The sequence below is a fragment of the Legionella sp. 16cNR16C genome (assembly GCF_021297775.1).
GTDB lineage: Bacteria > Pseudomonadota > Gammaproteobacteria > Legionellales > Legionellaceae > Legionella_C > Legionella_C quinlivanii_A.
On record NZ_JAJTMX010000001.1, the window covers coordinates 829972 to 855444 of the forward strand.

The following is a 25473-nucleotide window of genomic DNA, read 5'->3' on the forward strand; positions in this document are numbered from 1 at the left end:
GATGGAAACACAGGAAAAACCCAGGCAAATCCCTTACGGCTTTGCCAAAAATAATGGTATCGTAGCCACACCTCCTAATGAGAAAGGAGTCGCCTTGGTTTATCATTTACCACAACCCTCTTTTTCAGCTCTGGCTGAATTACAGCGCTCCTTACAATGCCGTCTCGAATTAAAGGAAGTCTCGGATACCGAATTCCAACAGCATCTGGCACATTATTATGAATCACGCTCCTCAGTACTCGATGCCGCAGAAGGGATGGAAGAGGATATGGATTTATCCCTGCTGGCGGATCAACTGCCGATGAGTGAAGACTTGCTTGAAAATCAGGATGATGCACCGGTTATTCGATTAATCAATGCCTTGTTCACTCAGGCTATCAAACAAAAAGCCTCGGATATTCATATTGAGACCTATGAAAGCCGAGTGTTAGTCCGTAATCGGATTGATGGTGTCTTGCATGAGGTGCTGGAAATTCAGCGTGCAATCGCCCCGCTGGTTATATCAAGGGTCAAAGTTATGGCCAAGCTTGATATTGCGGAAAAACGAATTCCCCAGGATGGCCGCATCGCCTTACGAATCGGCGGACATAATATCGATGTACGCGTATCTACCCTTCCCTCTAACCACGGTGAACGCATTGTACTTCGTATTCTCGACAAGCAGGCCGCACAGCTCGACCTTAGCTTATTAGGAATGCCCGATTATATTCTTAAAATCATGCGAGGAATGATTGCACAACCGCATGGTATTATTCTGGTGACCGGTCCAACTGGCTCAGGTAAAACAACCAGCCTTTATGCAATGCTCACCGAATTAAATGAAGTAAGCCGTAATATTCTAACTATTGAAGATCCCATTGAGTATGATTTACCAGGGATTGGCCAGACGCAGGTTAATACCAAAGTGCAGATGACTTTCGCAAAGGGCTTACGCGCCATTTTAAGACAGGATCCGGATGTGGTGATGATTGGAGAGATTCGCGACCTGGAAACTGCTGAAATTGCGGTGCAGGCAAGCCTTACCGGACATCTGGTACTTTCAACCTTACACACCAACAGTGCGCTTGGGGCTTTAACCCGTTTAAATGATATGGGTGTAGAGTCTTTTTTACTTTCCTCCAGCCTTGTTGGATTAATTGCGCAGCGCTTGGTCAGACGACTATGTCCTCACTGCAAAGCCCCTCATCATTTACGACCTGATGAAAGAGAACTCATGGGACTTACTCCTGATATGGATACATCAAAGGTATGTGAACCTAAAGGTTGTGAGGAATGCAATTTTCTGGGCTATCGTGGACGAAGCGGTATTTATGAACTCATCCCTATTGATGAGACCTTACAAGGAATGATTCACCGTAACGACAGCCTGCAGACCATTGAAAAATATTTAAGGCCCGCTGTTCCCACAATTCGCGGAGATGGTTTCAAACGAGTGCTGGCTGGCGACACCTCACTTGCCGAGATATTAAGGGTAACCAGTCAGCATTAAGCTTTTTGTTTTTCTCGAGTTAAGCATTTAAACCCTCTCTCTAACTCTCTCCCAGAGGGAGAGAGGACATGAAAGGTTAAATTTTGAATTAAATATCCCTTCTCCCTCTTGGACACTGCCAATAAGTGAAACTTTCTTAAGAAATCCCCTCTCCCTCCGGGAGAGGGTTGATTCCTACAGCAACAAAATCTTTATTCAGAGAGAAAATGTATCGCTAGCCATCTGAATAATACTTTCTTCAATGGGCGTAAGACTCGCTAAACCCCCATCGAGGCTGATGCCGACAGAACCGCATTCCAGTGACGGGGGCGTGCTTTTTCGCCGGGGCTCTTTCCATAAAGAGGAACTGCTCTCTGATGCATTTAGAGATTGAACTCGTTTAGCTGGTTTGGATTCTCCTTCACCTGGCATCGCTCGCGAAGAGCCAAAGAAAAGCAGCTGTGCTTTAAGTTTCCCTATTGCTGTTCTTGGACTATCCGCATTTTCTCTATTCGCTGGCTGTGCCTTTATTCGCTCAATATATAAAAAAAATGATTGAAGTCTTTGTTTGTAGCAATGCTCTTCAATATAGGGAAAACCCATCTTTTTTACATAAACCTCATTATTTATTTTTATTGCACGGGCTACACTTTCACTCAAAGAGGTCAGCGTACTCTGTAAGAAAAGGTACTGGGGTTCCGACAAGTGAGTCATGGATTTCAGCCAGTTATGAAAAACCGATAATAACTTTGGTAAAGAGAGTTTAGGCAAATCCAGTTTATCCCCTATTTTGATTTTTGGCAGCAGATTCTGATCCAGAAAATCCTGGTTGAATCGCTGCAATATTGACGTTACGTTAGAAAAATTAATCTGGCTTAAATCCAGAAATACATTCCTGGGATATAACACATAAGAGGCTAAGGACTGCTCATCCTCATTATAAAAAGTATACTTAGCTAAAAATTCACGTATATCCGTACGAAAACAATCGGCTTGAAACTGGTTTTTACATTTTCTTTCATAGAGATTGAGAATAGTGCCGCCCACCTGCTCTGATTTGGAAATCAATTTGGAGTTCCCTTCGGAGGCCTTCGTAATATCTCCCAGTATCCCAGGGATAAAGGGCAGCGAGCTATCAAATGAGCTTGCCGCACGGCGCAGCCATTTAAAATTTTCCTGGTTGCTGACCAGCTCATCAAGCTGATTATAGACTTCACGATCAGCTGGCGTTAGTTTTTTAAAATATTTATTAAGCCGAAGGATGCGATGAGAATTCAAGACACTCGCTATTAACATGAGATGGTTCAAATCAGCTTCACTTTCTCCCCTGAAATTACAAAGCGCCTGGGCTAATTGTAAAAGCAGTTGCAAGACATTAGCTACGTTTTTAGAAGTCTGACTGAGAATTTTCTGTACAAAATAATTATTTAATTTATTAAAATTATCTGTACATTGAAGAATTGTCCTGGCTTTATCTGATTGATCAGCCTTAGACCAACTACTATGCCTGAACTCTTCCAGTGAAACGTTTCTGTAGAAATCGCGGGTGAGCATGCGTAACTCATCGGCAATTAACTCCACTTCAGCACTGCGCTCTCCAGGTTTCTTTTGTAATGCACTATCTACCAGGGCATCAAAACTGCACCGCTGCGAAATTTTTGGATGATTGCTCCAATCGATCAGTTGCCGATAGTTCCTGAAGAATGGAGAACTATGCAGCTTAACGAGTTCATCAAATAATTTACTTAAAGGAAGCCCTAACTCATCCAGGCCTTGCGTATAATATAGACTGCGTTTACCGAATAAGCTCAACTGGTTTTGGAAAGAAGCCTCATTGGAAATATTGCCAATAGCTCCGTTATAATAAAGAAGCTGCCAATTGAAATAGTGTGAAAGCAATTTTTGTCTTCGATCTAATTTTGGAAACAGAAGATACAAACCATTCAGAATTTCTTCAAAACTATACTCCTGTTGTAAGCCTAAGATCTGCCGATTCAGCAAGTCCATGGGAATGTGCCCATTTTCAAAATTGATACTGGACATCTCCGTCATACTCCAGAGCGCCTCAAGTAACTTTGCCTTATTAGAATCCAGGGCTTCAAATGAAGGTGGAGTATTCTTTACATAGTTCTGATTAAAGCCTTCAATTAAAATTAACTGGAGATAATTTTCCACTAGCCTGAAGTGCTTTTCATAGAGTTTTTTTGATTCCTCCTGAACAACTGGTTGAAGAACCTGCAATAGTTCAGCCAGTATTTCCTGGCTTTTGCCATTTTTAAAAATAGTCGCTTCCAGTTGGCTATCCGCATAGGATAATATTCTTGATTTTTTAATAAAATCAGATAGTTGTCTTAAATAGACTATTGATGTGCTTTTTTCGTTATAATTTTTAAGCAATTCAAGAAATGTGCGAGAGAAATCATCCAGAGACTCGTCTTCCTGGGATTGAAAAGTATCTCCTCTCATCAATTGGAGTGCCTCTTCCCAGGTATACCTTCTGTCATTTTCAAGATCCGCCATGATAGAAGATGTGTTTCCAGCGGGTAAAGGGCAAAAACGAGGAAAGGTCTTTCTGATTTCCGATTTTTTTGATGAGGACGTATCACAGGAAACGAGACTTATGGATCTTAAGCGTTCCAAATCCTTACTTACCAGTGCATTCAATACGGCTCGATTATTGGCGGCCAGGCCGAAAGCTGACTCACCCTGCTCATTTCTTGCCAATACATCATTTTTTTCCTGCTTAACCAAGGCTTTTATCGCCCAAATTCGTCCGCTTTTTACTGCAATATGCAACGCAGTATCGCCGTTTCTGGTTAAGCGATTGATTAGACCAGGACGAATTTCAAGAATATTTGCCAACAAAGTTGAATTGTCTTTTTCAGATTTCACGAGATAATGGAGAACACTTTGCCCTTCACTATCCTCTCGAAATAGTAATGGCCAAAAGCTTTGATTTTTAAGTAGCTCAAAAAATATATCTTCTTTATTATTTTCAAGCAGACAGTGAAAGAGAGACAAGTTGCTAGCGCTTGAAGTAGTGCTTTTATAAGCTAATGCCATGAGCCCAGGATTTTTCGACAATCCATTGATTAGGGCCATTGAGATTTTCTTGTAATTTTGTTTGCTGTGAATAAGTTCCAGTATTTTTTTCTTGTTCAAAATAAAGTCCTTTTTTTACAATAACATACTGATTAATAGAAAAAAGTGAAGATAGAGAAAAAAACTCACATTTAGGGTAAAAATTAATAATAGGTTTAAATAGATCGATTGCCAAGACATTTCAGATAATTGCTGAAATTTAACTTGCTAATATTGACTTAAGCATCGTTGTTTAAAATAGATTAATTTAAACTTTGCGTAGATATCATCATGGGCCCTCAAGATTTTCGCCAATTATTTGAAGATGATAACCTGGAAGAGTTACTCACATTTTTCAGGTCCTACCCTCAAATTGAAAAAGCCTGGCTTTCAGTTTTCAGTCAGGAACTAATTACATTTTGCATTCAGTTTGAAAGTGGCAATATCGCTCGATATTTTGCAGAACGGGCGACTATCGATTTAAGCAAGCTCATTCCTTTCTGTGAATTAAACAAAGATAAAGCTCGTTCTCCTGAAAAGATTGGGTCTTTGATTCAATTTCTTCATCGGCTGGATAAATGGAAAGATCAGAAAGGCTTTTTGCAAAGCGAATATTTTCTTCAGGCAATTACGGATGCCATAACATCTGGCAATCAGGATGATGTCCATTATTTTCTCACTCACTTTCCTGAAACACGATACCTTAGGGATAGTAAAAAGAATAATTTCATATTAATTGCCATTCTGCATTCTCAAATAGACATTGCCAAAATGCTGGTTAACAGCGGATGGTATCTTCCCCATATCTACAGGAATGAGGAGAACCAAACAGCCTTCGACATGGCTGAAAAACTTCAATTAACCGAGCTTTGCTCCTTTTTGTATTCAACCTATGATTCCCAATTGCTCGATATTTTTAATCGGAACATTTCGAACGACTCAGTCTTTGATGAAAATGATGATCTTTCCATAAAAGGTTTAGCATTAATGCTGAATGCCAAGGGAAATAAAATCCGATCACGCCATCAGAACCATAAGGATTTATCTGTCTATTTCATCAGCGGTGATTGCGATGCGATTGAACTCGTACAATTTGCTGAGAAATTTTTTGTATCTGATAAAGACCGCTGCCACATCTATCATGATGATGGCGCGCATCGCTGTCTGGTTGTTTTAGAAAAAATCGATGAAATCTTATATATAAATGTTGTGGACTCTCTGGCTACATGGAATTTACAACAGTTTATTCTGGATTTACTGAATAGCGGAAAATATTCCATATCTGGTGAAGACGTTGTCCTTTTGAAATCTCAAACCGCTCAGCAGTCGGCTGCCACAGGATGCCGCTATTATGCTCTGAAAAATTTATCAATGGTCTGCCGATACCCATCATTCACTAAAGAAGTACTAAAAGACAAGTACCTCATCAGTGAAGTAAACGTCGATGGAACTACCATTATTTTCTATCGCTTGCCGCCTGAGTTCATGCATTTGACAAGCTCCCCCAAGCAGCTTAAGCAATATATTGCTAATAATGAGGACGCAAGACAGGTTCTAAGGACCAGCAAACAGGGTGAAACCCAGGATTTGCGAGCCTGGGCCTACCATAAAAGAGATAAATATGGTATTCAAAGCCCGGAAGCACTACCTAACCGAGAGTTTAATCCGGATGTTGAAGCCGGAGAGAATAATCCGCGTGAACTACTAAAGAATAACTCCATCTGGTATTTTGCAAGTAAATATACTAAATCAGTAATTCCAGAAATGCTGAGATCCAATACACAGGATGAATTGAAAACGATGATTAAGAAGGTTGACTGGCGTAATACGCTATTTCATTCCAGTAAATCTCAGGAATCTTATGCAGTGGATATTGAGGAGGAGCTTAAGTCACTGCAGTTTGAGCGTCCATCCAATCAATCAGCTTGATTGTGTCCTTACTCACAGGCACCCCGTCATCTCGAACGCAGTGAGAGATCTCCTAAATCTTGGTTTGTGCCAGTATTCGGCGATCTTTCACTGCGTTCGAGATGACGGGGCATGACAGTGTATTGAAACTTAAGCTCAGTTTTTTCGCCGCCAGCTGGTTCCTGAGGCGCTATCCGCCAACTCCACACCACTTTCGGCAAGCTGATCTCTGATTTCATCCGCACGCTTCCAGTTTTTTTCAGCCTTGGCTTGTGTACGCTCAGCAATAAGCTGCTCAATAGTCGCCTTATCAATACCTGTGGGCTCAGCTTGTAAAAACTGCTCAGGTTCTATTTGCAGCAAGCCAAGAACTTCAGCCAGCTTCTTTAAGGTCGCAGCCTGGCGTGGATCACGGGTTTTATTTAGCTCATGGCTCAGTTGAAATAACACTGAAAGCGCGATCGGGGTATTAAAGTCATCATTCATCGCCTCATTAAACTGATTAGACCAGTCAGTATCCATCTCTTCATTGCCCGAAAATTCAATATCCTTCAGTGACTGGTATAACCGGGTCAGCGCCTTGGCCGAGTTGCTTAAATTTTCATCCGAATAATTCAACGGGCTGCGGTAATGGCTGCTTAACAGAAAATAACGAATCACTTCGGGATGATGGTTCTTAAGCACATCTTCAATCGTGTAAAAGTTCCCCAAAGACTTCGCCATTTTCTCATTGTTAACCTGCAGCATCCCCACATGGATCCAATAATTGGCAAAGGGTTTTCCGGTTGCCGCTTCACTCTGTGCAATTTCATTCTCATGATGAGGGAACTGTAAATCCAGGCCTCCGCCATGAATGTCAAATTGCTGGCCTAACTCATGCATCGCCATTGCTGAACATTCAATATGCCAGCCTGGCCGTCCGTCACCCCAGGGAGAAGGCCAACTGGGTTCGCCGGGTTTCGCTGATTTCCATAATACAAAATCAAGAGGAGAACGCTTCTCTCTGACGACCTCGATTCTGGCGCCTGCTACCAGCCCTTCCAAATCCTTGTGAGATAATTTGCCATACTCTTTGAAGCTGCTCACCTCAAAGCACACATCGCCATTATCACTGATATAAGCGTTTTTGCGCGCCAGTAATTTTTCAATTAACTGAATGATGGAATGGATATGAGCTGTGGCACGCGGTTCAACATCTGGCGGTAAGATATTCAATGAACGCTCATCATTGTGCATTGCATCAATAAAATGACTGGTCAGTTCATTAATAGAAATGCCCCGCTCCTGCGCCCGTACGATAATTTTATCATCAATATCCGTAATATTACGGACATAGGTTACTTCATAATTTTGGCTGCGCAGAAAGCGTACAATCGCGTCAAAGCAAACCATAGAGCGGGCATGACCTAAATGGCAACGATCATATACGGTGATACCGCAGGCATACAGACCGATTTTACCCGGGGTTAGTGCTTTAAATGCTTCCTTTTGTCTTGTCAGCGAATTATATAAACTTAACATGCCTGCTCTCTTAACTAATTTTTGTCCAAGTGTCTCTTAGTCCAACCACACGGTGAAACGCTTTAACCTGCCCCGCTTCGGTTTCATTGACGCAATAATATCCCAGGCGCTCGAATTGATAGACTTCATTTTCTTTCGACTTGGCCAGTGATGGTTCACAATAGGCCTGCTGTACCAATAATGAATCGTGATTCAAAAACTGCATGAAATCGTCTTCACGCCCTGGATTCGCATCGTTGAACAAACGATCGTACTGATAAATAGTCACCGGATAAGCGTGATGTGCGGAGACCCAGTGAATAACCCCTTTTACCTTTCTGCCGACCGGGTTTTTTCCAAGTGTTTCGGGATCGTAAGTACAGCGCAACTCGACAACTTCACCTTGTTCATTGCGCAACACCTCATTGCAGCGAATCACATAGGCGTGTCTTAAACGCACTTCTGCACCGACTGTCAATCTAAAATAATCTTTCGGAGGGTTTTCCATAAAATCACTTCGCTCGATATATATCTCACGAGCAAAAGGAAGGACTCGGTTACCAGCATCCGGATCCTGAGGGTGATAGGAAGCGATAAGCTCTTCCACCTTATCCTCAGGATAATTTTCAATGACCAGTTTAATTGGCTCAAGAACACACAAAGCTCGTTTAGCATGGCGGTTTAGCTCATCGCGGACACAGGCTTCCAGAACAGACATGTCAATGACGGAATCACTGCGGGAAATACCAATTTGCTCGCAAAATTCACGGAGAGCCGCTGGCGGATAACCTCTTTTACGCATGCCGCGAATGGTAGGAAGACGGGGATCATCCCAACCGTTTACAACATTTTGCTCAACCAACTGCCTCAGTTTGCGTTTACTGGTGACTGTGTGTGACAGATTCAGGCGTGCAAACTCGGTTTGAATGGGTTTAGCCGGAACAGGCAGGTTATCGATAAACCAATCATATAAGGGACGATGATCCTGGAATTCAAGCGTACATAGCGAGTGAGTTATCTTTTCGAGTGCATCCGAAATGGGATGCGCATAATCATACATCGGATAGATACACCATTGATCACCTGTGCGTTGGTGACTGGCATGTCGAATGCGGTATAGTACCGGATCTCTCATATTAATATTGCCGGATTGCATATCAATTTTGGCTCTCAGCACATGAGTTCCGTCAGGAAACTCCCCTGCTTTCATTCGCTCAAATAAATCCAGATTCTCCTCTATGCTTCGCGCGCGATAGGGACTTTCTCTACCTGGTTCCTGCAAAGTTCCACGATAGGCTCTGATTTCTTCCATGCTTAAGCTGTCAACATAGGCCTTCCCTTCTTTAATCAGCAACACCGCATAATCATACAATTGCTGATAATAATCAGAAGAATGAGTCATCTCGTGCCATTGAAATCCCAGCCATTTGACATCTTCGATCATTGCATGAACATATTCTTCTTCCTCTTTGATTGGATTGGTGTCATCAAAACGGAAGTAGCATTTTCCGGAAAACTCTTCTGCCAGACCAAAGTTCAGACAAATTGACTTGGCATGACCTACATGTAAATAGCCATTAGGCTCCGGAGGGAATCGGGTAATAATTTCTTTATGCTTTCCAGTCTCCAGATCATCAGTGATTAACTGTCTGATAAAATGAGCTCTTTTTTCGTTAATTTCTGTCATCGTATTATCCATCTATCGCATTTCTGATCGAATTAATTAAAGTATTCACAGCCTGTTTAATATTCTTTTTCTGGTTAAAAGCATCAATCATCGCGTTAATTAGCGCAGCGCCCACAATGACGCCATCAGCAAATTCAGCGACATCCGCAGCCATTTGCGGAGTTTTAATTCCAAAGCCAACCATTAAAGGGATGCTTGTCTGCGTTTTTCGATATTGATAATTTTCCCTGACAGCCTGCATATTCAGGGCGTCTGAGCCGGTAACGCCCTTTAAGGATACGTAATACAGATAGCCCTGACCATATTCATTAATTAATTTCATTCGCTCATCTGAAGTCGTGGGGGAACATAAATAAATGCTGTACAAACCCTGGGAGCGCCAAATTTCATTCACCTGTTTGCTTTCTTCGGGAGGTAAATCCACTAAAATCGTTCCATCAACACCGACCTCACTGGCTTTTTTTGCGAAACGCTCATAGCCATAAATTTCAATGGGATTGACATAGCCCATTATCACAACAGGCGTATTGCTATCCTTCTGTCGGAATTGCCTGACCATCTCCAGGACCTGATCGCAATTCACCTGATGGCTCAAAGCGCGCTCCATAGCCGCCTGAATCACCGGCCCCTCAGCCATAGGATCCGAAAAAGGGATCCCCAATTCGAGCACATCCGCGCCTCCTTCAACCAGAGAATGCATTAACTCCACAGTATGCTCAGGTCCCGGATCGCCTGCCGTTATATAGGGGCTAAGCATTTTCTTATTGGCCGCTTTTAATGCCGAGAGCGTTTTATCAATTCGATTCATTCAGTCACTCTTACTTGCTTGGTTAAATCGTCATCCCGTCAATTTCCGCCACTGTATGCATGTCTTTATCGCCGCGGCCTGACAGGTTAACAATAATTTGCTGGGAATTTTTCATCTCTGGCGCCAGTTTCATCGCATAGGCAACTGCATGGCTTGACTCAAGGGCCGGAATGATTCCTTCAACCCGGGTTAACCTGCGAAAGGCGTTCAGCGCTTCGTCGTCTGTAATACCTACGTATTCAGCACGGCCGCTGTCTCGAAGCCAGGCATGCTCCGGTCCTACACCGGGATAATCAAGACCAGCAGAAATGGAATGAGTATCCTTTATCTGACCATCTTCATCACAGAGCAGGTAGGTTCGATTGCCATGCAGCACACCTGGTTTTCCAGCAATCAGGGAAGCCGCGTGTTCTCCAGTTTCGATGCCCTTGCCAGCAGCTTCCACACCGAATATCTTCACCGCGGGATCGTTCAGAAAAGGATAAAACAAGCCAATTGCATTCGAGCCGCCTCCCACACAAGCCACAACCGCATCGGGCAGGCGACCAGTCTTATCAAGCATTTGCTGACGCGACTCTCTTCCAATGACAGCCTGAAAATCTCTGACCATCTGCGGATAAGGATGAGGTCCTGCTACTGTGCCAATGATATAAAACGTATTATCTACATTACTAACCCAATCACGCATTGCTTCATTGAGCGCGTCCTTTAGTGTTCTCGAGCCTGAAGTTACTGGAACAACTGTCGCACCCAATAGCTTCATACGATATACATTACTCGATTGGCGCTTAATATCTTCAGAGCCCATATAGACAACGCATTCCATTCCCAGCTTGGCAGCAACAGTTGCTGAGGCAACTCCATGCTGGCCAGCGCCGGTTTCAGCAATAATACGGGTTTTACCCATCCGCTTGGCCAGCAATCCCTGGCCAATGGTATTATTTACCTTATGTGCGCCGGTGTGGTTCAGATCTTCCCTTTTCAGGTAAATTCTGGCTCCCCCCAATTGCTTGCTCAGGCGCTCGGCATAGTACAAGGGGCTAGGCCTGCCTACATAATCTTTTAATTCAAAATCCAGTTCGGCAAGAAACTCGGGATCATTTTTATAAAACTCATAAGCTTTCTTAAGGTTTTCAAGCGCAAACATCAGCGTATCTGCAACGAACATCCCCCCGTAGGGGCCAAAATGACCTAATTGGTCCGGCAGCTCATTAATGCTCATGTATTCCTCCTGCCAATTCGACAAAACGAATCATTTTGTCATGATCTTTAATACCTGGAGAACTCTCCACTCCACTGCAGACATCCACCGCATCGGGATGACAGGTCTCAAGCGCCTCTAAGATGTTTGCTGTGTTCAATCCCCCCGCCAGGATGAGCGGAAGTCTTCTCTGTAACGGGATTAGATTCCAGTCAAATACTTGCCCGCTACCTCCTCTCACACCAACTGAAGGAGTTTCCAGCAGCAGAGCAGAAGCAGTCTCATACTTTGCTATTGCGTCATTAACACTAGCAGACGACATCACTGGAACGGCCTTGATAAAAGGACGATTAAACTGCCTGCAAAACTCCGGCGGCTCATCCCCATGAAACTGCAGGCAGCTAACCGGCAGTTCATCTAAAATCTTCTGCACCACCTGTACAGCAGGATTGACCAGCACGGCCACCAGATCAACAAAAACAGGCCAGTCACGAACCAACTCCCTGGCTTGCTCCAGAGAAACATGACGGGGGCTGGCCGGGTGAAAAATTAAACCAACGGCATCAACGCCCAAATGAGCAGCCGTCATTATATCTTCCCGGCGGGTCATCCCGCACATCTTGATCCGGACGCGTTTATTCATTATTTGTTCCAGAGAAATAAGGGGCCAAGCGGGCCCTGAATAACGCCATACTCTTTTGGATAACTTACATTGACCAAATAAAGCCCATAAGGAGGAGCAGTTTCCGCACCCAGGCGACGATCCTTTGCCTGCAGCACTTCCCCAACCCATTCCACCGGTTTTTTTCCAGTACCGACCGCAATCAGGACACCCGCAATGTTGCGCACCATATGATGCAAAAATGCATTGGCTGTAATATCTATCATGACCAAATCCCCATTACGTGTCACTTCCAGAGTGTGGATATTACGCATGGGCGTGTTGGACTGACATTCTACCGAGCGAAAGGACGTATAATCGTTTTCTCCAAGCAGAAAACGAGCAGCCTCCTGCATGGAGTGATGCTCAAGCTGCCGATACTGCCAGGTCACATTGCCTCTTAATAAGGCAGGCCTTATAGACGAATTATAGATGATATATCGATATCTTCGTGAAAGCGCTGAATAGCGCGCATGAAATTCCTCCGGCATTTCCTTTCCCCATTTGATACAGACATCTTTGGGAAGAAATGAATTGACCCCATGAATCCAGGCACGAATCGTTCTTTGCTTTTCACAATCAAAGTGGATTACCTGATTGGTGGCATGAACCCCTGTATCAGTTCGTCCGGCGCACACTACTGAAATATCCATATCCGCAACACGGGATAAGGCATTTTCCAAAACTTGTTGAATCGTATGCAGGCCTGTTTGCGCCTGCCAGCCATGATACTGGCTTCCGTCGTATTCAACCCCTAAGGCAATACGCATGGCATTTCCTGCTCAAAAGGCCCAATGTAATACACCGTTATTATTTTGTCTATAGAAGTTTATTAAGAACCCCTGTGATGGCATTGAGAACGTAGAAATTAATCTCTGATCTCAGCGAGAAGCTTTTTCGCCTGCTCCCTTTGTTCTTCACTCCCATGCTCCATCACTTCCTGCAAAGATTGTCTGGCGGCCTGAAGGTCATCCATGCTGATATATGTTTTGGCCAGAGCCAGCAAGGTGTCTAATGCGGATTTACTTGTTACCAGCTCTGAAACCTTTCCTTCGGGCTCCGCAGGCGCATTATTGGCAGTTTCCGCAGCAGCAGGCGCAATCGATGGCTGGCCAGTGGTTGTTTTCTCTTCGTCCAGATTCATTGATGCAAAAAAATCCTTTTCGTCGCTGGATAATTCCATTGTTGCTTCTGGCTCGTCTGCTTTTTTCGCTTCACTTGCCGTAGTCTCCTGCAGTGGAGGCAAGTCGCTTTTATCGAGGACAAAGTCAAGACTGCGATCATCTGATTCAGGCGACGATGAAGTCTCAGGCTGGTTTTCCTGAATTAACTTTTTATGCAGACCGGGTTCAAATTCCAGGGTATAGTCCGCCTCGGACAATTTTTCCTCATCATCAATGACTTCATCAGCAGAAGGTTCATCTTCTCGCTCGGATTGGCTGTCTATCGATTCCTGAGCACTCTCAACAGGAATATCCTTTGGCATCTCCAGTCGCTGTGCGCTGAGTTCTGCCTGTAAAATATCACCGCGCGCCTTATCATCCTGAATCTCCGGTTCTCTTTCTTTGGCCTGCTCTGTGGTGCCAGGAACAAAAGCCGGTCTCTCAGGAACCTGTTGGCTTAAATCTTCCTTTACTTCAGGCACAACCGGTTCGAGCTGAGGCTTTAGTTCCTGCAAATTATTTGACCACGGTTTTGCTGGCAAACTTGCAGCCACCGGGGCACACTGGGGCTTTTCCGTGCGCCGTCTGCTAAGTAACATGCCTGATATAATACCTAAACTGATACCACCTGTTAGCAGCAACAGATACACCCACCAGGGTAGGCTATTGCTGTCATCATTCAGTTCATTAACCTGAGCTTTTAAACCTTTTCTTTCTTTAATGAATTGACTAATCTGCGTCTTGAGTTCGGAGAATTCCTGATTTTGCTGCTGCATCTTTTGCAACAATTGCTTATTGTCGCCCTGGAGAGCAGAAAGTTGTGCTTTTAATTGCATATTTTCAGAACGGACCGCATCAATTGCTGCGGAATTTACGTCCATCTCAGCTTTCATGCTGAGATCAGTCTGTTTGGCCCCTGCTTGCGCCACAGTATCCGGCTTAGGTAATAATGATGTAAATAAAACTGGCTGGGTGGACTTGTCCTGCTCAAATGCAGGAATAGGCAATACTGTTGAAACGCCTGGCTGTTGCCTGGTTTTTTGCTCAAACTGCGAACTGCCAGCCACTGCGTCTATATATGGGGGTAACAGGACATGCTTTATTTCACTACCTGACTTCCAGGCCGTATCGTGTGCCTCTACTTCTTTTTTTGCCAGATCAGCAGGTATTTTTAATACTTCCTCATTCGATGGAATTCTAAGCCGTTCTCCGATTTTGAGACCATTCAGATTGCCCTGTGTGAATGCCTGAGAGTTGGTGCCCACTATGGCAAGGATTACTTGCTGTAAGCTGGAGTCAGTTGTCACATAACGCTGCGCAATTTGCCAGATATTTTCATTAACCAGGGTTGGGCCATAACTCGCCTCTTTCCGAACTTGATGAGCAGCATCCGGTAATTCAACAATATGCGTAAACACTGGCTTGTCTATAATGCCGGGACCTTTAATCGTCTTGCTTCTGATTACTTTATCACTATGGACTACAGTAACCAGTTTATAGCCGGGAGGGTCAAGTAAAATAGTATAGGATCGGTACAACTGTCCCTCTGCCCATGCCAAATCCACAACCAATTGCAAAAAAGGCTCGGTAATTCGCTCCTGTGATGTTAATGCAATAACGGGTTTGCCTTTTTTATTTAATCGGACGTCAAACTGGATGAACGAGAGAATTTCTTTTCTCTCCAGACCAATCCGTTCAAAATCTTCGACCGATGCCAGACTGGCTTTAATCCCGTTAAGTGGAATACCATCAACATCAATCAAGGGAATTTCACCTTGAAAGGGCTGGTTAAGATAGGAGCTTACAGTGAGTTCGCCCATGCCCAGGGAGTAAACGGCAAATGGCATAGTAATCGTTAATATTGCAGCATGCAGACGATTTAGTTTCACAACACTCCCTGTAGGAAAACTCCCAATACCAGGTTCTGTGGACAAATTTTATTGTGAGCGAAAATGCGGATAATTAAAATATGTTCACGGAACCTAAGATAAAAGAACAAAATTATCATCTTCATTCAATGGATTCAAGCGAAGTTATACTCTTTAACGATTTAACATTTGCATATCAATTTGCTCTATTTCATAATGCCGGCCATCAAAATCCCTGTTCTGCAGCTAAGCTATTGATAGAGGCATAATCATTCGGGGTAATGTGAAATTGAAGGAGGTAATCAATGACTGCTCAAATACTGGATGGGAAAACTGTCGCATCCCAGCTTAAATTATCTCTTAAAGAAGAAATTAATCAAAGAAAATCCTCTGGCGAAGTAACTCCTGGTCTCGCGGTTATCCTGGTTGGGAATGACAGCGCATCGGAAGTCTATGTCGCTAACAAGCGCAAAGCCTGTGCTGAAATCGGAATAAATTCCTATGCCTATGATTTACCAGTTGATACCGATGAAAAGACTTTGCTGCAATTGATTGAGCAGCTTAATCAGGATGAAAACACACATGGTATTTTAGTTCAACTGCCACTGCCTCAGCATATCAACGAAGGAACCATTATCGAGGCTCTTTCGCCTTTAAAAGACGTCGACGGCTTTCATCCCTATAATATAGGCCGGCTCGCTCAGCGCTCCCCCCTGCTAAGGCCCTGTACTCCCGCTGGAATTATTGAGCTTCTGAGAAGTTATGACATCCCTCTTCGGGGCACTGACGCATTAGTGATAGGCGCCTCCAATATTGTAGGTAGACCAATGATGCTCGAGTTTTTGCTGGCAGCGTCTACAGTCACCATCACCCATCGTTTCAGTAACAATCTTGAAAAACATGTTCGTAATGCAGAAATCATTGTAGTCGCCACGGGCAAGACAGATGTGCTGGATACAAGCTGGCTATCAGAGAATCAGATAATAGTTGACGTGGGAATACACCGACTGCAAGATGGCAGTCTTTGCGGCGATGTGGATTATAAAGAGGCGGTGGAAAAAGTCGCCTGGATTACACCGGTTCCAGGCGGAGTTGGTCCAATGACTATCGCAATGCTGCTACAGAATACATTGATTGCTTCAAAACACCTGACTGGTTCGTGACCGGTCAATCATCTATCAAGTTCATCCCAGTCAAAATCACCATCCAGCTCATCTATTTCTTCACGCAGCCGTTTTTTTTCGAGCCGCTCCTCCAGCATTTTTCGAACGCGTTTCTTGTGAGAGAGTTGTTCTTCGTCTTCATGAGTATACTCATAATCAGAAAACGAGTAACTGTCATCATGTTCATTTCGCAAACCCATACCCGCCTCCTAAACGCAACTTTAGTTTTTTATCAGCCCAAATCAGTGCAAGACTGATCTTAATTTGAGTATAGTGCAAAAAATAAAAGAGCTGCCCAGGTGTATGCTGGAACGGGTTTAAAACGTATAATTGCTTTAATCTTATTTTTTAAAAGTCTTTATGCTCAGTTATCAACACGGTTATCATGCCGGCAATTTTGCGGATATCGTTAAACATTTCGTTCTGACCAACCTGCTTTCCAGTCTGCAACAAAAAGAAAAACCTCTGTTTATTCTGGAAACCCATGCCGGACGAGGGCTTTATGATCTTCGCGATCGGCAGTCGAATAAAACAGGAGAATATCTGGCGGGAATCGCAGAGGTCTGGAAATTTAAGAAAAAAGCGCCGACGGCTTTTGAATCGTACTTAAAAAGCATCCAGAAATTAAATAATGAGGAGCTCAGATATTACCCGGGTTCACCCTCATTAATTATTGATAATCTGCGTCCTCAGGACAGATTAACAGCATGCGAGCTGCACCCACGAGAATTTGACCATCTCGACTCCTTGTCTCACCAGGGCAAGCGCGTCCATTTTACCCATAGTGACGGGATGCATAATCTCACAGCCTTGCTTCCTCCGCCTGAACGCCGTGGTTTGATTTTTATTGATCCATCTTTTGAGATAAAAACAGAGTACAAACAGATCCCTGAGAAAATGGGCCTGGCTTATAAAAAATTTGAAACCGGCGTGTTCTGCCTCTGGTATCCAATTATTGATAATCGTTTACATGAAAAACTTCTTCGGCATTTAAGTGCTATCCCAGCGAAACAAACACTAAACATTGAGTTTCATTCAGGCGTTCCAGGCGATGGAATGAATAGCTGCGGCTTATGGATAATAAACCCGCCCTACCTGCTCGAGGAGCAGGCAAAAAGCGGACTTGATTATTTATGTTCTATAATTAACCCCAAAAAATCATTTTATCGTATTGAAAAGACGGGGTCTTAATTCAAGAGAGGAAGCACAATGAACATTATTCCTGTACCGGCATTTTCGGATAACTATATCTGGACACTAGTTAATGAAGAGCAGCAGAGAGCCATTTGTGTTGATCCGGGACAGGCCCAACCGGTTTTAAGCTATTTCAAAACACACAAGCTTCGCCTGGATGGCATTTTACTCACTCACCATCACGCTGATCATATAGGCGGTGTACCTGAATTGCTTAATCATTTTCCTCTTGCCTGGGTTTATGGTCCGAAAGATCAGCGGATACCACAGCCCTTTCATTCGATCACCGAACCTGATTCAATTGAATGGCTGGGTTGTCATTTCAAGGTGCTCGAAATTCCAGGTCACACCAGCAGCCATATCTGCTATTTTGAGCCCCAATATGAAGCCTTATTTTGTGGCGACACACTTTTTTCAGCAGGTTGCGGCCGAGTATTTGACGGTAGTCTGGAGGCGCTGTTTGGGTCACTGACCCGCCTTGGTCATTTGCCGGGAAGCACAAAGGTTTACTGCGGCCATGAATATACCTTGCAAAATCTTCGCTTTGCTAAGCAGGTTGAACCTCAAAATACAGATATTCAATTGGAAATGAGCAAGTTTAACCAGCCAGATTATCACTGCTCTCTGCCTTCGACCATTGAAAAAGAAAAGCGTATCAATCCCTTTCTGCGGACTACAGAACCCTCAGTTATACAGTATGCAGTCAATAGAGGATGTTCTTCAGTTGAGCCATTAAGGGTATTCAGACAGCTTCGGGAAGATAAAAATAATTTCTCTTGAAGGTTGATTAATAAATCGACAGAAACAGGAAATGAGGCATTAAAGGGTTTATCCCGAATTTGATCTTTAGTAAACTGACTTCCCCTTATCAGAAATAGGTTCGCACATTGAAGTTTAAATTCAATTATATTTGTGGAATATTTCTATATTTATCAATGAATCTTTGTTTTGGCTGGGGTTTTGGTCATTCTGTTCCCACGGTATGGGAGGTATTGAGAAGCCAGCTTAAAATGAATCATGAAATCACACAGCCTGAAGTTCAAAGCCAACTGCAATGGCTCATCAATCACCCCGGCTATCTGCAAAAACTGGCCCGTGCAGAACCCTATATGTATCATATTGTCACTGAAGTTAAAAAACGGAATCTTCCAGGAGAACTGGCCCTTATACCTATGCTGGAAAGTGCCTACGATCCTTTTGCTTATTCAGGAGCCGGCGCTGCCGGTTTATGGCAACTGATGCCGGGAACAGGGACTAATCTTGGTTTAAAACAGGACTGGTGGTTTGACGCCAGACGAAGCATCACTCCTTCTACCGATGCGGCGCTTAATTATCTGAATTACCTTGGCCGATATTTTAATGGAAACTGGGTTCTGGCTATCGCAGCCTATGATTCTGGTGAAGGAACCATTTCAAGAGCCATCAAAAACAGCGGTCAGACAGGTCGCGCAGTTAATTTCTGGGTATTACCGGTTCCGAATGAAACGCGCTTTTATGTACCCCGATTACTGGCGCTTGCCGAAATTATTAAATACCCGCAGCGTTACCGAGTCAGCCTTCCTGAAATACCGCATGTTCCCTATTTTGAGGAAGTTAATATTGGCAGCCAGATTGACTTAAACCATGCCGCTAAATTGGCAGGCATTTCCTACACGGATTTAATAAAATTGAATCCTGGCTACAATCGCTGGGCCACAGCACCCTATAAGCCGTTCAAGCTATTAATTCCTGCAGCCAAAGTAGCCGCTTTTAATCGCAACCTGGCTCATGTTCCACGTGAGCAACGCGTCAGCTGGACCCGGCATCAGGTGCGAAAAGGAGACAATCTGAACTCTATTGCACAGCGCTATTTTACAACTGCAAAATTATTGCGTGAAGTCAACCAGCTCCCTAACGACCGACTCAAAAATGGTCAGTTTATTTTAATTCCCAGCACTAAGAACGCGCCGCGAGCGATAGCCAGCAATCGGCCCAAACCGATAGTGGATAAACCTGCTTCGACACAACTTTATAAAGTAATTCATATTGTGCAAAATGGAGAGGATATCCGCAGCATTGAAGCCAAATATCAGGTTGCAGCCGCCGATATACGACAATGGAACAAACTCAACCCGAAAAAAGCACTATCAAAGGGACAACAGTTAGTCATCTGGAGGAACAAAGTGAATCCGGGGATCTATACCGTTAAAAACGGCGATAGCTTAAGCGCAATTGCCAAGCGCAATAATACCAGTGTTGCCAATCTGGCAAAGCTAAACCCAAATATCAACATGAATCTCCTGAAGCCTGGCCAGAAATTATTTGTTGGTTAAAGTATTTTGAGGATACAAAGAAATCACCCTCTCTCTAACTCTCTCACAAGGGGAGAGAGAATTTAAGGAAGTAGGCATCAATTTAAAAAAGAAGAATCCCCTCTCCCAAGTAGAGGGCTAGGGTGAGGGTTGATTTCACCGCCTTCCCTGAGCTCCTAATTAGGGCGTGTTTACAATTCATCCTCAACGTCTACGTACCGCGGCTTGTCCGCGGTATCCAGAGGATCTAAGTCAACAACAAATATCTTCGTACAGATCACGCCAATCTGGGTTTAGGGTCTCAATTAAATTTAATTTCCATTGGCGGCACCAATTTTTGAATCGTTTTTCACGTCGAGCTGCTTCGATGTATGTTACATGGATTTCATAGTAGACCAATAGATGTACATTGTACTTGGCCGTAAATCCTCGAATCACGTTATTTTTGTGTTCCCAGGTTCTTTTAATTAAATCGGACGTTGAACCAACATACAGAGTGCCATTACGGCCACTTGCCATGATATAAGCATAAAATGATTTCATCTTTCTTCCACTAGAACATTGGACTCAACGTGATAATATCACTTAAATTTTGCTCGCTACATGGGGAGCCAAATATATGAGCATGCCATCGCAAACATAGATGCTCGTCACTGAGCATCACTCTAGCCATTGCAAACTCGTTTTATATTTGACGTTAGAATCGTGATAGTACGAGTTTGCTCTTATTTATCAATTGAACAAGCAAGTAAATTGCCTCTGTCTTAACTTGACCATCTCCTGGGTACCGCGGACAAGCCGCGGTACGTAGACGTTGGGTATGAATTGTAACCACGCCCTATTTTTATTTTAAAAATTATTCTGTTAATCAAGCCTTAAGCATTCCTGTTTTACACTAAAACAAAATGAAAAAGGAGACTGTCATGTCTAACAGAGAATTGTCTGAACGTTTGAATAACGAACTGGATGCGATAGGTGTTCCAGATTTAATGGCCGAAAGGGTTCAAGCCTTTGCGAAGATGCTTAAATTGCCAAAATTTAAGGCCGAAGCGGTTTTAAATGGGATGATGGTTGATACAGGCACAATGCAAACCATTGCCAGTGAACTTGAGGTCAGTGTGGATTGGTTGCTGGGTAAGAAAAAGAATAAAGATAAACACTGAATGTAACTCCCCAGGTACGTCATCCTTGCTCAGGATGACGTTGGGGACGATTCAGGATTAAATCCCCTCAGGAATAGACATAAGACTCGCATTGCCTCCTGCTGCTGTCGTATCCACTGTATAGGTACGCTCATGACATAAACGCAGCAAATAGTATGGGCCGCCAGCCTTGGGTCCTGTACCGGATAATCCTTCTCCCCCGAAAGGCTGGAGTCCTACCACCGCACCAATCATATTACGGTTAACATAGCAGTTACCGGCATGTATCCGCTGACGAATGTAATCAACAGTATGATTTATCCGGCTGTGAATTCCCAGAGTCAAGCCATAACCCGTTCCATTAATTTCGCTAATGACTTTATCCAGCCCTTTTCGTGGATAGCGAATCACATGGAGAACCGGCCCAAACACTTCTTTCTTGAGCGAGTTGATGGAGTCGAGTGCTATTGCTGTGGGCGGCATGAAATATCCGTTTCGGCAGTCCTCACTTAAGCGGCATTGGTAAATAATCTCATGGCTTTTTCTCATTTGCTCCACATGGGCCTTAAGCACTTCCAGAGCTTCACTGTCAATAACAGGCCCAATATCCGTGCTCAGCCATTGAGGATCCCCAATCGTTAATTCTTCCATAGCCCCTTTTAAGAGCTCAATGAAGCGAGGATAAACCTCTTCCTGTATATAGATGACACGCAGGGCTGAACAGCGCTGGCCCGCACTTCCAAATGAGGAAGTAATCACATCCACAATAACCTGCTCAAGCAATGCGGAAGAGTCAACGATCATGGCATTCTGACCGCCTGTTTCAGCAATCAGGGGGATAATTTCTCCACCACGTGTTGCCAGTGTCTTATTAATCAGATTAGCGGTTTGTGTCGAACCGGTGAATACAACTGCTTTCACACGCAAGTCAGCCACCAGTGCCGCACCAATAGTTTCACCAGGGCCAGGCAGGAGTTGAATAACCCCTGTAGGAATCCCTGCTTTATGCAGAAGGTTAACTGCCATGCAAGCAATTAAAGGCGTCTGTTCCGCTGGCTTGGCAATAACGCAATTTCCCGTCACCAAAGCGGCAACCACCTGACCTGTAAAAATAGCCAGCGGGAAATTCCAGGGACTAATGCAGAGCACTGTTCCTCTTCCATGAAGCGATAACTCATTAACCTCGCCTGTATAGCCATGTAATGACTGTGGTGAGCCCATCAGCTTTACAGCATGAGCGGCATAATAACGGCAGAAATCAACCGCTTCCCTGACTTCAGCAATACTGTCGCTCCAGGTTTTTCCGGCTTCAAGGCAAAGCAAAGCCATTAGTCTGGCTTGATTTTCTTCAAGCAGATCGGCATAGCGTTCAATAAGAGCGGCTCTTTCCTTCACAGGACGAGTATTCCAGTGCGAAAAGGCCTTCTCCGCCTGTTTTAAAGCCCAGTCGATATCTTCAATTGCAGTATCGCTGACCTGACCAATCGGCTTATCAGTGCGTTGCGGCGATGTGACACTCCGATGCACTTGTCCTGCTTCACGACCATTTAATAAAGGTTTGGCCTGCCAGTGCGTCAAATCCTGGGTATCATAATAAGCGCGTAATTGATTCAATTCCTGTCTATTGGTGAAATCGAATCCGGATGAGTTCTGACGCTCAGGTAAAAATATGGCAGAGGGTAATGGAATATTATGATTAATTTTGGATAAAAACCCACGTGCCTTGGCGACTGGATCTTCTACCAAAGATTCGATCGGTGCTTTTTCATCCACTATCCTGTTCACAAAAGAAGAGTTTGCTCCATTTTCAAGAAGCCTGCGAACGAGATAGGGTAATAAATCTTCATGGCTGCCGACTGGCGCATAGATACGGCAAGGGATCCCCAGTTTAGACGCAGGAACAATCTGCTCGTAGAGCTCTTTACCCATCCCATGAAGGCACTGAAATTCAAAATCCCGGTAATCACCTACTATTTGCAAGACCATTGCGACAGAATAGGCATTATGGGTAGCAAACTGAGGATAAATAACATCCGTCATCGTAAGCAGTTTTTTTGCACAGGCCTGAAAAGAGACATCGGTGAATACTTTACGGGTGAATACAGGATATTCTTCCAGTCCCTGCATTTGTGTTTTTTTAATTTCACTATCCCAGTAAGCACCTTTAATCAGCCGAACCATAATCCGGCGGCCTTTTTTACGTGCCAAATCAGCAAGCCAGTCCAAAACAAATGATGCTCTTTTCTGGTAAGACTGAACAGCGAGACCGAAGCCTTTCCAGCCATTCAGACTATCATCATTGAAAACGGCTTCAATAATATCCAATGAAATATCAAGACGTTCTGATTCTTCGGCATCAATGGTCATGCCAATATCATAGTGTTTGGCAATTTGGGATAGTTCAAGGAGTCGAGGAGGCAGTTCTCGCATTACCCGTTCTTTTTGTGCTTCCTGATATCTTGGATGCAAAGCCGATAGTTTGATGGAAATTCCTGGTCGTTGATAGATTGTCGCTTGCCGATCCGCTCTTTCTCCAATCGCCTTAATCGCATCTTTATACGCCTGGAAATATCGATCCGCATCGATCTGCGTCAGCGCTGCTTCACCCAGCATGTCATAAGAATAACGATAGCCAATTGCTTCTTTTTTCTTGGCTCGGGTTAAAGCTTCTGAAATGTTGCGCCCCATGACGAATTGCTTGCTCATGATACGCATTGCCTTATCCACCGCTTTACGCACAACCCCTTCGCCGCTGCGATTAAGAACAGTGAAAACAGCCTTGCTTAAGACCGACTCCGCTTTTTCTGGCGTCAGTACTTTCCCCGTAAGCATAAGCGCCCAGGTGGTTGCATTAACAAAAAACGACTGACTTTGCCCCCGATGCGATTTCCAGTCGGCAGCGGTCAATTTGTCTTTGATAAGGCTGCTGATAGTCGGATTATCAGGAACTCGTAATAGGGCCTCCGCCAGGCACATCAACGCAATCCCCTCCTCGCTGGATAAGGAGTATTCTGTCAGGAAAGAATCAATTCCGGTACTCTTTGTCCGCTCAAAACGAACTTGTTTGACTAAATCGGTTGCAAGCCCTCTTGCGCCATGCAATTGCGGATCGGAGAGTGTTGCCTCATCAATGAGTTGACTTATTATTGATAATTCGTCGATTCTATAGGCTTGATTGATTTGAGCGCGCAATCCTTCCGGACCTTGCAAATGACGCTTAACTAGCATTGCTGTCTCCACCACAAAATTTGGTATAAAATTTAACAATCAATGATAATTCAGAATGCACTCAAATGAAATCCACCCAGACTTAATTTCATGAAAATTTACGCCGAAAAGCGATTTCCAGGAAAAGCACAATCCATCATTTTTAGATCTAATTTAAACCTTATTGATCTATTTTTATACTGTTAATTCGCAAAACTCGACTGCTTTTAGATCATTTATTGCGCATACAGACCATATGCAAACCATGCATTAGATTATAAAAATTAGCTAAGATTCTGAATTGATGTATTTTTTTTCCTCATGAGCAATGATTTTTCTTATTATTTTACTTTTGCCTCACTTGTAAATATAATCATCAGCTTTTGATTGCATTGTAATCAATGTTTCACAAGAAAAAAGGAGTATCATGAGTACAGTAATTAGCCTTCTATCGGCACTGTTTTTTTCATCGCATTCAGCGCCGACTCACCCTATTTCAACACAGGTTGCTGCGGCAGCCAAACCGGCAAGTAATCTGAGCGTTCAAGTTCAGCATCTTAGCAAGAAAGCCCCTCAGTTAAATAAAAAAGTATTGAAGCTGGCACTGGCGGCCTATCAGAAAGCATCTGCAAAAGGCGCTGTCAAAAAGCCTTTGCTGACAGTCATTGATTATTCATTACCTTCTAACAAGCAGAGAATGTGGATTTTTGATCTTAATAAAGAAAGACTTTTATATAATACTTACGTAGCGCACGGTAAAAACTCCGGAATGGACGTGCCAAAACATTTTTCGAACAAAGTATCCAGCAAAGAAAGCAGCCTGGGAACGTATGTAACGCGCGATACTTATTATGGGTCAAAAGGCCTGTCATTAAATCTTCAGGGGCTTGAAAGAGGAATTAATGACAATGCTTACAATCGCAGAGTAGTGATTCACGGCGCATGGTATGTAGAGCCTGATTTTATCAAAAAAACTGGCCGTGCAGGACGAAGCTGGGGATGCCCTTCTATCGCTCAAACTCTGGCCAAGCCGGTAATTAATACGATTAAGGGAGGATCTGTAGTGTTTGCTTACTATCCCGACAAGTTTTATTTATCGCATACTGGTTATGCAATGGCATAAAAAATTAA

General features: G+C 43.7%; 19 protein-coding genes. 8 read left to right on the top strand and 11 right to left on the bottom strand.

All coding sequences use genetic code 11. From position 1 onward, the window contains the following. Position 1 precedes the first annotated feature (1 nt). On the top strand, positions 2-1489 hold the full coding sequence (gene lspE, locus LXA66_RS03705; protein WP_233012061.1) for a GspE family T2SS ATPase variant LspE: 1488 nt from the start codon (positions 2-4) through the stop codon (positions 1487-1489). 195 nt (positions 1490-1684) lie between these two features. Here the strand turns inward: lspE and LXA66_RS03710 are convergent, their stop codons facing one another. Beyond that, entirely contained in the window at positions 1685-4630 is a 2946-nt protein-coding gene (locus tag LXA66_RS03710) for a RasGEF domain-containing protein (RefSeq protein WP_233011971.1), read from the bottom strand. Between the two features lie 210 nt (positions 4631-4840). Here LXA66_RS03710 and LXA66_RS03715 point away from each other — a divergent pair, with 210 nt between their 5' ends. Continuing rightward, on the top strand, positions 4841-6478 hold the full coding sequence (locus LXA66_RS03715) for a hypothetical protein (protein ID WP_233011972.1): 1638 nt from the start codon (positions 4841-4843) through the stop codon (positions 6476-6478). Positions 6479-6613: 135 nt separating this feature from the next. On the opposite strand, the gene cysS is transcribed toward LXA66_RS03715, so the two are convergent. The 7 genes from cysS to LXA66_RS03750 form a co-directional block, all read right to left on the bottom strand. Then, a complete protein-coding gene (gene cysS / locus LXA66_RS03720; protein WP_233011973.1) occupies positions 6614-7978 on the bottom strand; it encodes a cysteine--tRNA ligase in 1365 nt (454 codons plus the stop codon). Between the two features lie 10 nt (positions 7979-7988). Next, positions 7989-9644 (bottom strand): glutamine--tRNA ligase/YqeY domain fusion protein, encoded by a 1656-nt coding sequence (locus LXA66_RS03725; RefSeq protein ID WP_233011974.1) that lies wholly within the window; start codon positions 9642-9644, stop codon positions 7989-7991. A gap of 4 nt (positions 9645-9648) precedes the next feature. Next, positions 9649-10452: a tryptophan synthase subunit alpha gene (gene trpA, locus LXA66_RS03730; RefSeq protein ID WP_233011975.1), complete on the bottom strand. Its 804-nt coding sequence runs from the start codon at positions 10450-10452 to the stop codon at positions 9649-9651. 22 nt (positions 10453-10474) lie between these two features. After that, entirely contained in the window at positions 10475-11674 is a 1200-nt protein-coding gene (gene trpB / locus LXA66_RS03735) for a tryptophan synthase subunit beta (protein WP_233011976.1), read from the bottom strand. After that, positions 11664-12296 carry a phosphoribosylanthranilate isomerase gene (locus tag LXA66_RS03740; protein ID WP_233011977.1) on the bottom strand — a complete coding sequence of 211 codons (633 nt, stop codon included), beginning with the start codon at positions 12294-12296 and terminating at the stop codon, positions 11664-11666. The genes trpB and LXA66_RS03740 overlap by 11 nt, the downstream gene beginning before the upstream one ends. Further along, entirely contained in the window at positions 12296-13084 is a 789-nt protein-coding gene (truA, locus tag LXA66_RS03745; RefSeq protein ID WP_233011978.1) for a tRNA pseudouridine(38-40) synthase TruA, read from the bottom strand. The genes LXA66_RS03740 and truA overlap by 1 nt, the downstream gene beginning before the upstream one ends. 98 nt (positions 13085-13182) lie before the next feature. Continuing rightward, a complete protein-coding gene (locus LXA66_RS03750) occupies positions 13183-15366 on the bottom strand; it encodes a FimV/HubP family polar landmark protein (protein ID WP_233011979.1) in 2184 nt (727 codons plus the stop codon). A 284-nt stretch (positions 15367-15650) separates the two neighbouring features. Here LXA66_RS03750 and folD point away from each other — a divergent pair, with 284 nt between their 5' ends. Then, positions 15651-16508, top strand: a complete 858-nt coding sequence (gene folD / locus LXA66_RS03755; RefSeq protein WP_233011980.1) for a bifunctional methylenetetrahydrofolate dehydrogenase/methenyltetrahydrofolate cyclohydrolase FolD — start codon at positions 15651-15653, stop codon at positions 16506-16508. Between the two features lie 8 nt (positions 16509-16516). On the opposite strand, the gene LXA66_RS03760 is transcribed toward folD, so the two are convergent. Further along, positions 16517-16708, bottom strand: coding sequence for a PA3496 family putative envelope integrity protein (locus LXA66_RS03760; protein ID WP_058508126.1), 192 nt, complete (start codon positions 16706-16708; stop codon positions 16517-16519). 160 nt (positions 16709-16868) lie between these two features. Here LXA66_RS03760 and LXA66_RS03765 point away from each other — a divergent pair, with 160 nt between their 5' ends. From LXA66_RS03765 to LXA66_RS03775, 3 genes are all read left to right on the top strand, one after another. Next, on the top strand, positions 16869-17699 hold the full coding sequence (locus LXA66_RS03765; protein ID WP_233011981.1) for a 23S rRNA (adenine(2030)-N(6))-methyltransferase RlmJ: 831 nt from the start codon (positions 16869-16871) through the stop codon (positions 17697-17699). 18 nt (positions 17700-17717) lie between these two features. After that, the gene (gloB, locus tag LXA66_RS03770; protein WP_233011982.1) at positions 17718-18482 is read left to right on the top strand and encodes a hydroxyacylglutathione hydrolase; all 765 of its coding nucleotides are present in this window, start codon (positions 17718-17720) and stop codon (positions 18480-18482) included. Between the two features lie 155 nt (positions 18483-18637). Further along, positions 18638-20014 (top strand): LysM peptidoglycan-binding domain-containing protein, encoded by a 1377-nt coding sequence (locus LXA66_RS03775; RefSeq protein WP_370637161.1) that lies wholly within the window; start codon positions 18638-18640, stop codon positions 20012-20014. 231 nt (positions 20015-20245) lie between these two features. Here LXA66_RS03775 and LXA66_RS03780 read toward each other — a convergent pair whose 3' ends face one another. Then, the gene (locus tag LXA66_RS03780) at positions 20246-20536 is read right to left on the bottom strand and encodes a GIY-YIG nuclease family protein (RefSeq protein ID WP_112218622.1); all 291 of its coding nucleotides are present in this window, start codon (positions 20534-20536) and stop codon (positions 20246-20248) included. Between the two features lie 380 nt (positions 20537-20916). On the opposite strand from LXA66_RS03780, the gene LXA66_RS03785 reads away from it, so the two are divergent. Continuing rightward, complete coding sequence (locus LXA66_RS03785; RefSeq protein WP_233011984.1) at positions 20917-21156, top strand: hypothetical protein; 240 nt, start codon at positions 20917-20919, stop codon at positions 21154-21156. Between the two features lie 57 nt (positions 21157-21213). Here LXA66_RS03785 and putA read toward each other — a convergent pair whose 3' ends face one another. Beyond that, positions 21214-24363 carry a bifunctional proline dehydrogenase/L-glutamate gamma-semialdehyde dehydrogenase PutA gene (putA, locus tag LXA66_RS03790; protein ID WP_233011985.1) on the bottom strand — a complete coding sequence of 1050 codons (3150 nt, stop codon included), beginning with the start codon at positions 24361-24363 and terminating at the stop codon, positions 21214-21216. A 406-nt stretch (positions 24364-24769) separates the two neighbouring features. Here putA and LXA66_RS03795 point away from each other — a divergent pair, with 406 nt between their 5' ends. After that, positions 24770-25465: a murein L,D-transpeptidase catalytic domain family protein gene (locus LXA66_RS03795; RefSeq protein WP_112218624.1), complete on the top strand. Its 696-nt coding sequence runs from the start codon at positions 24770-24772 to the stop codon at positions 25463-25465. Positions 25466-25473: the final 8 nt, after the last annotated feature.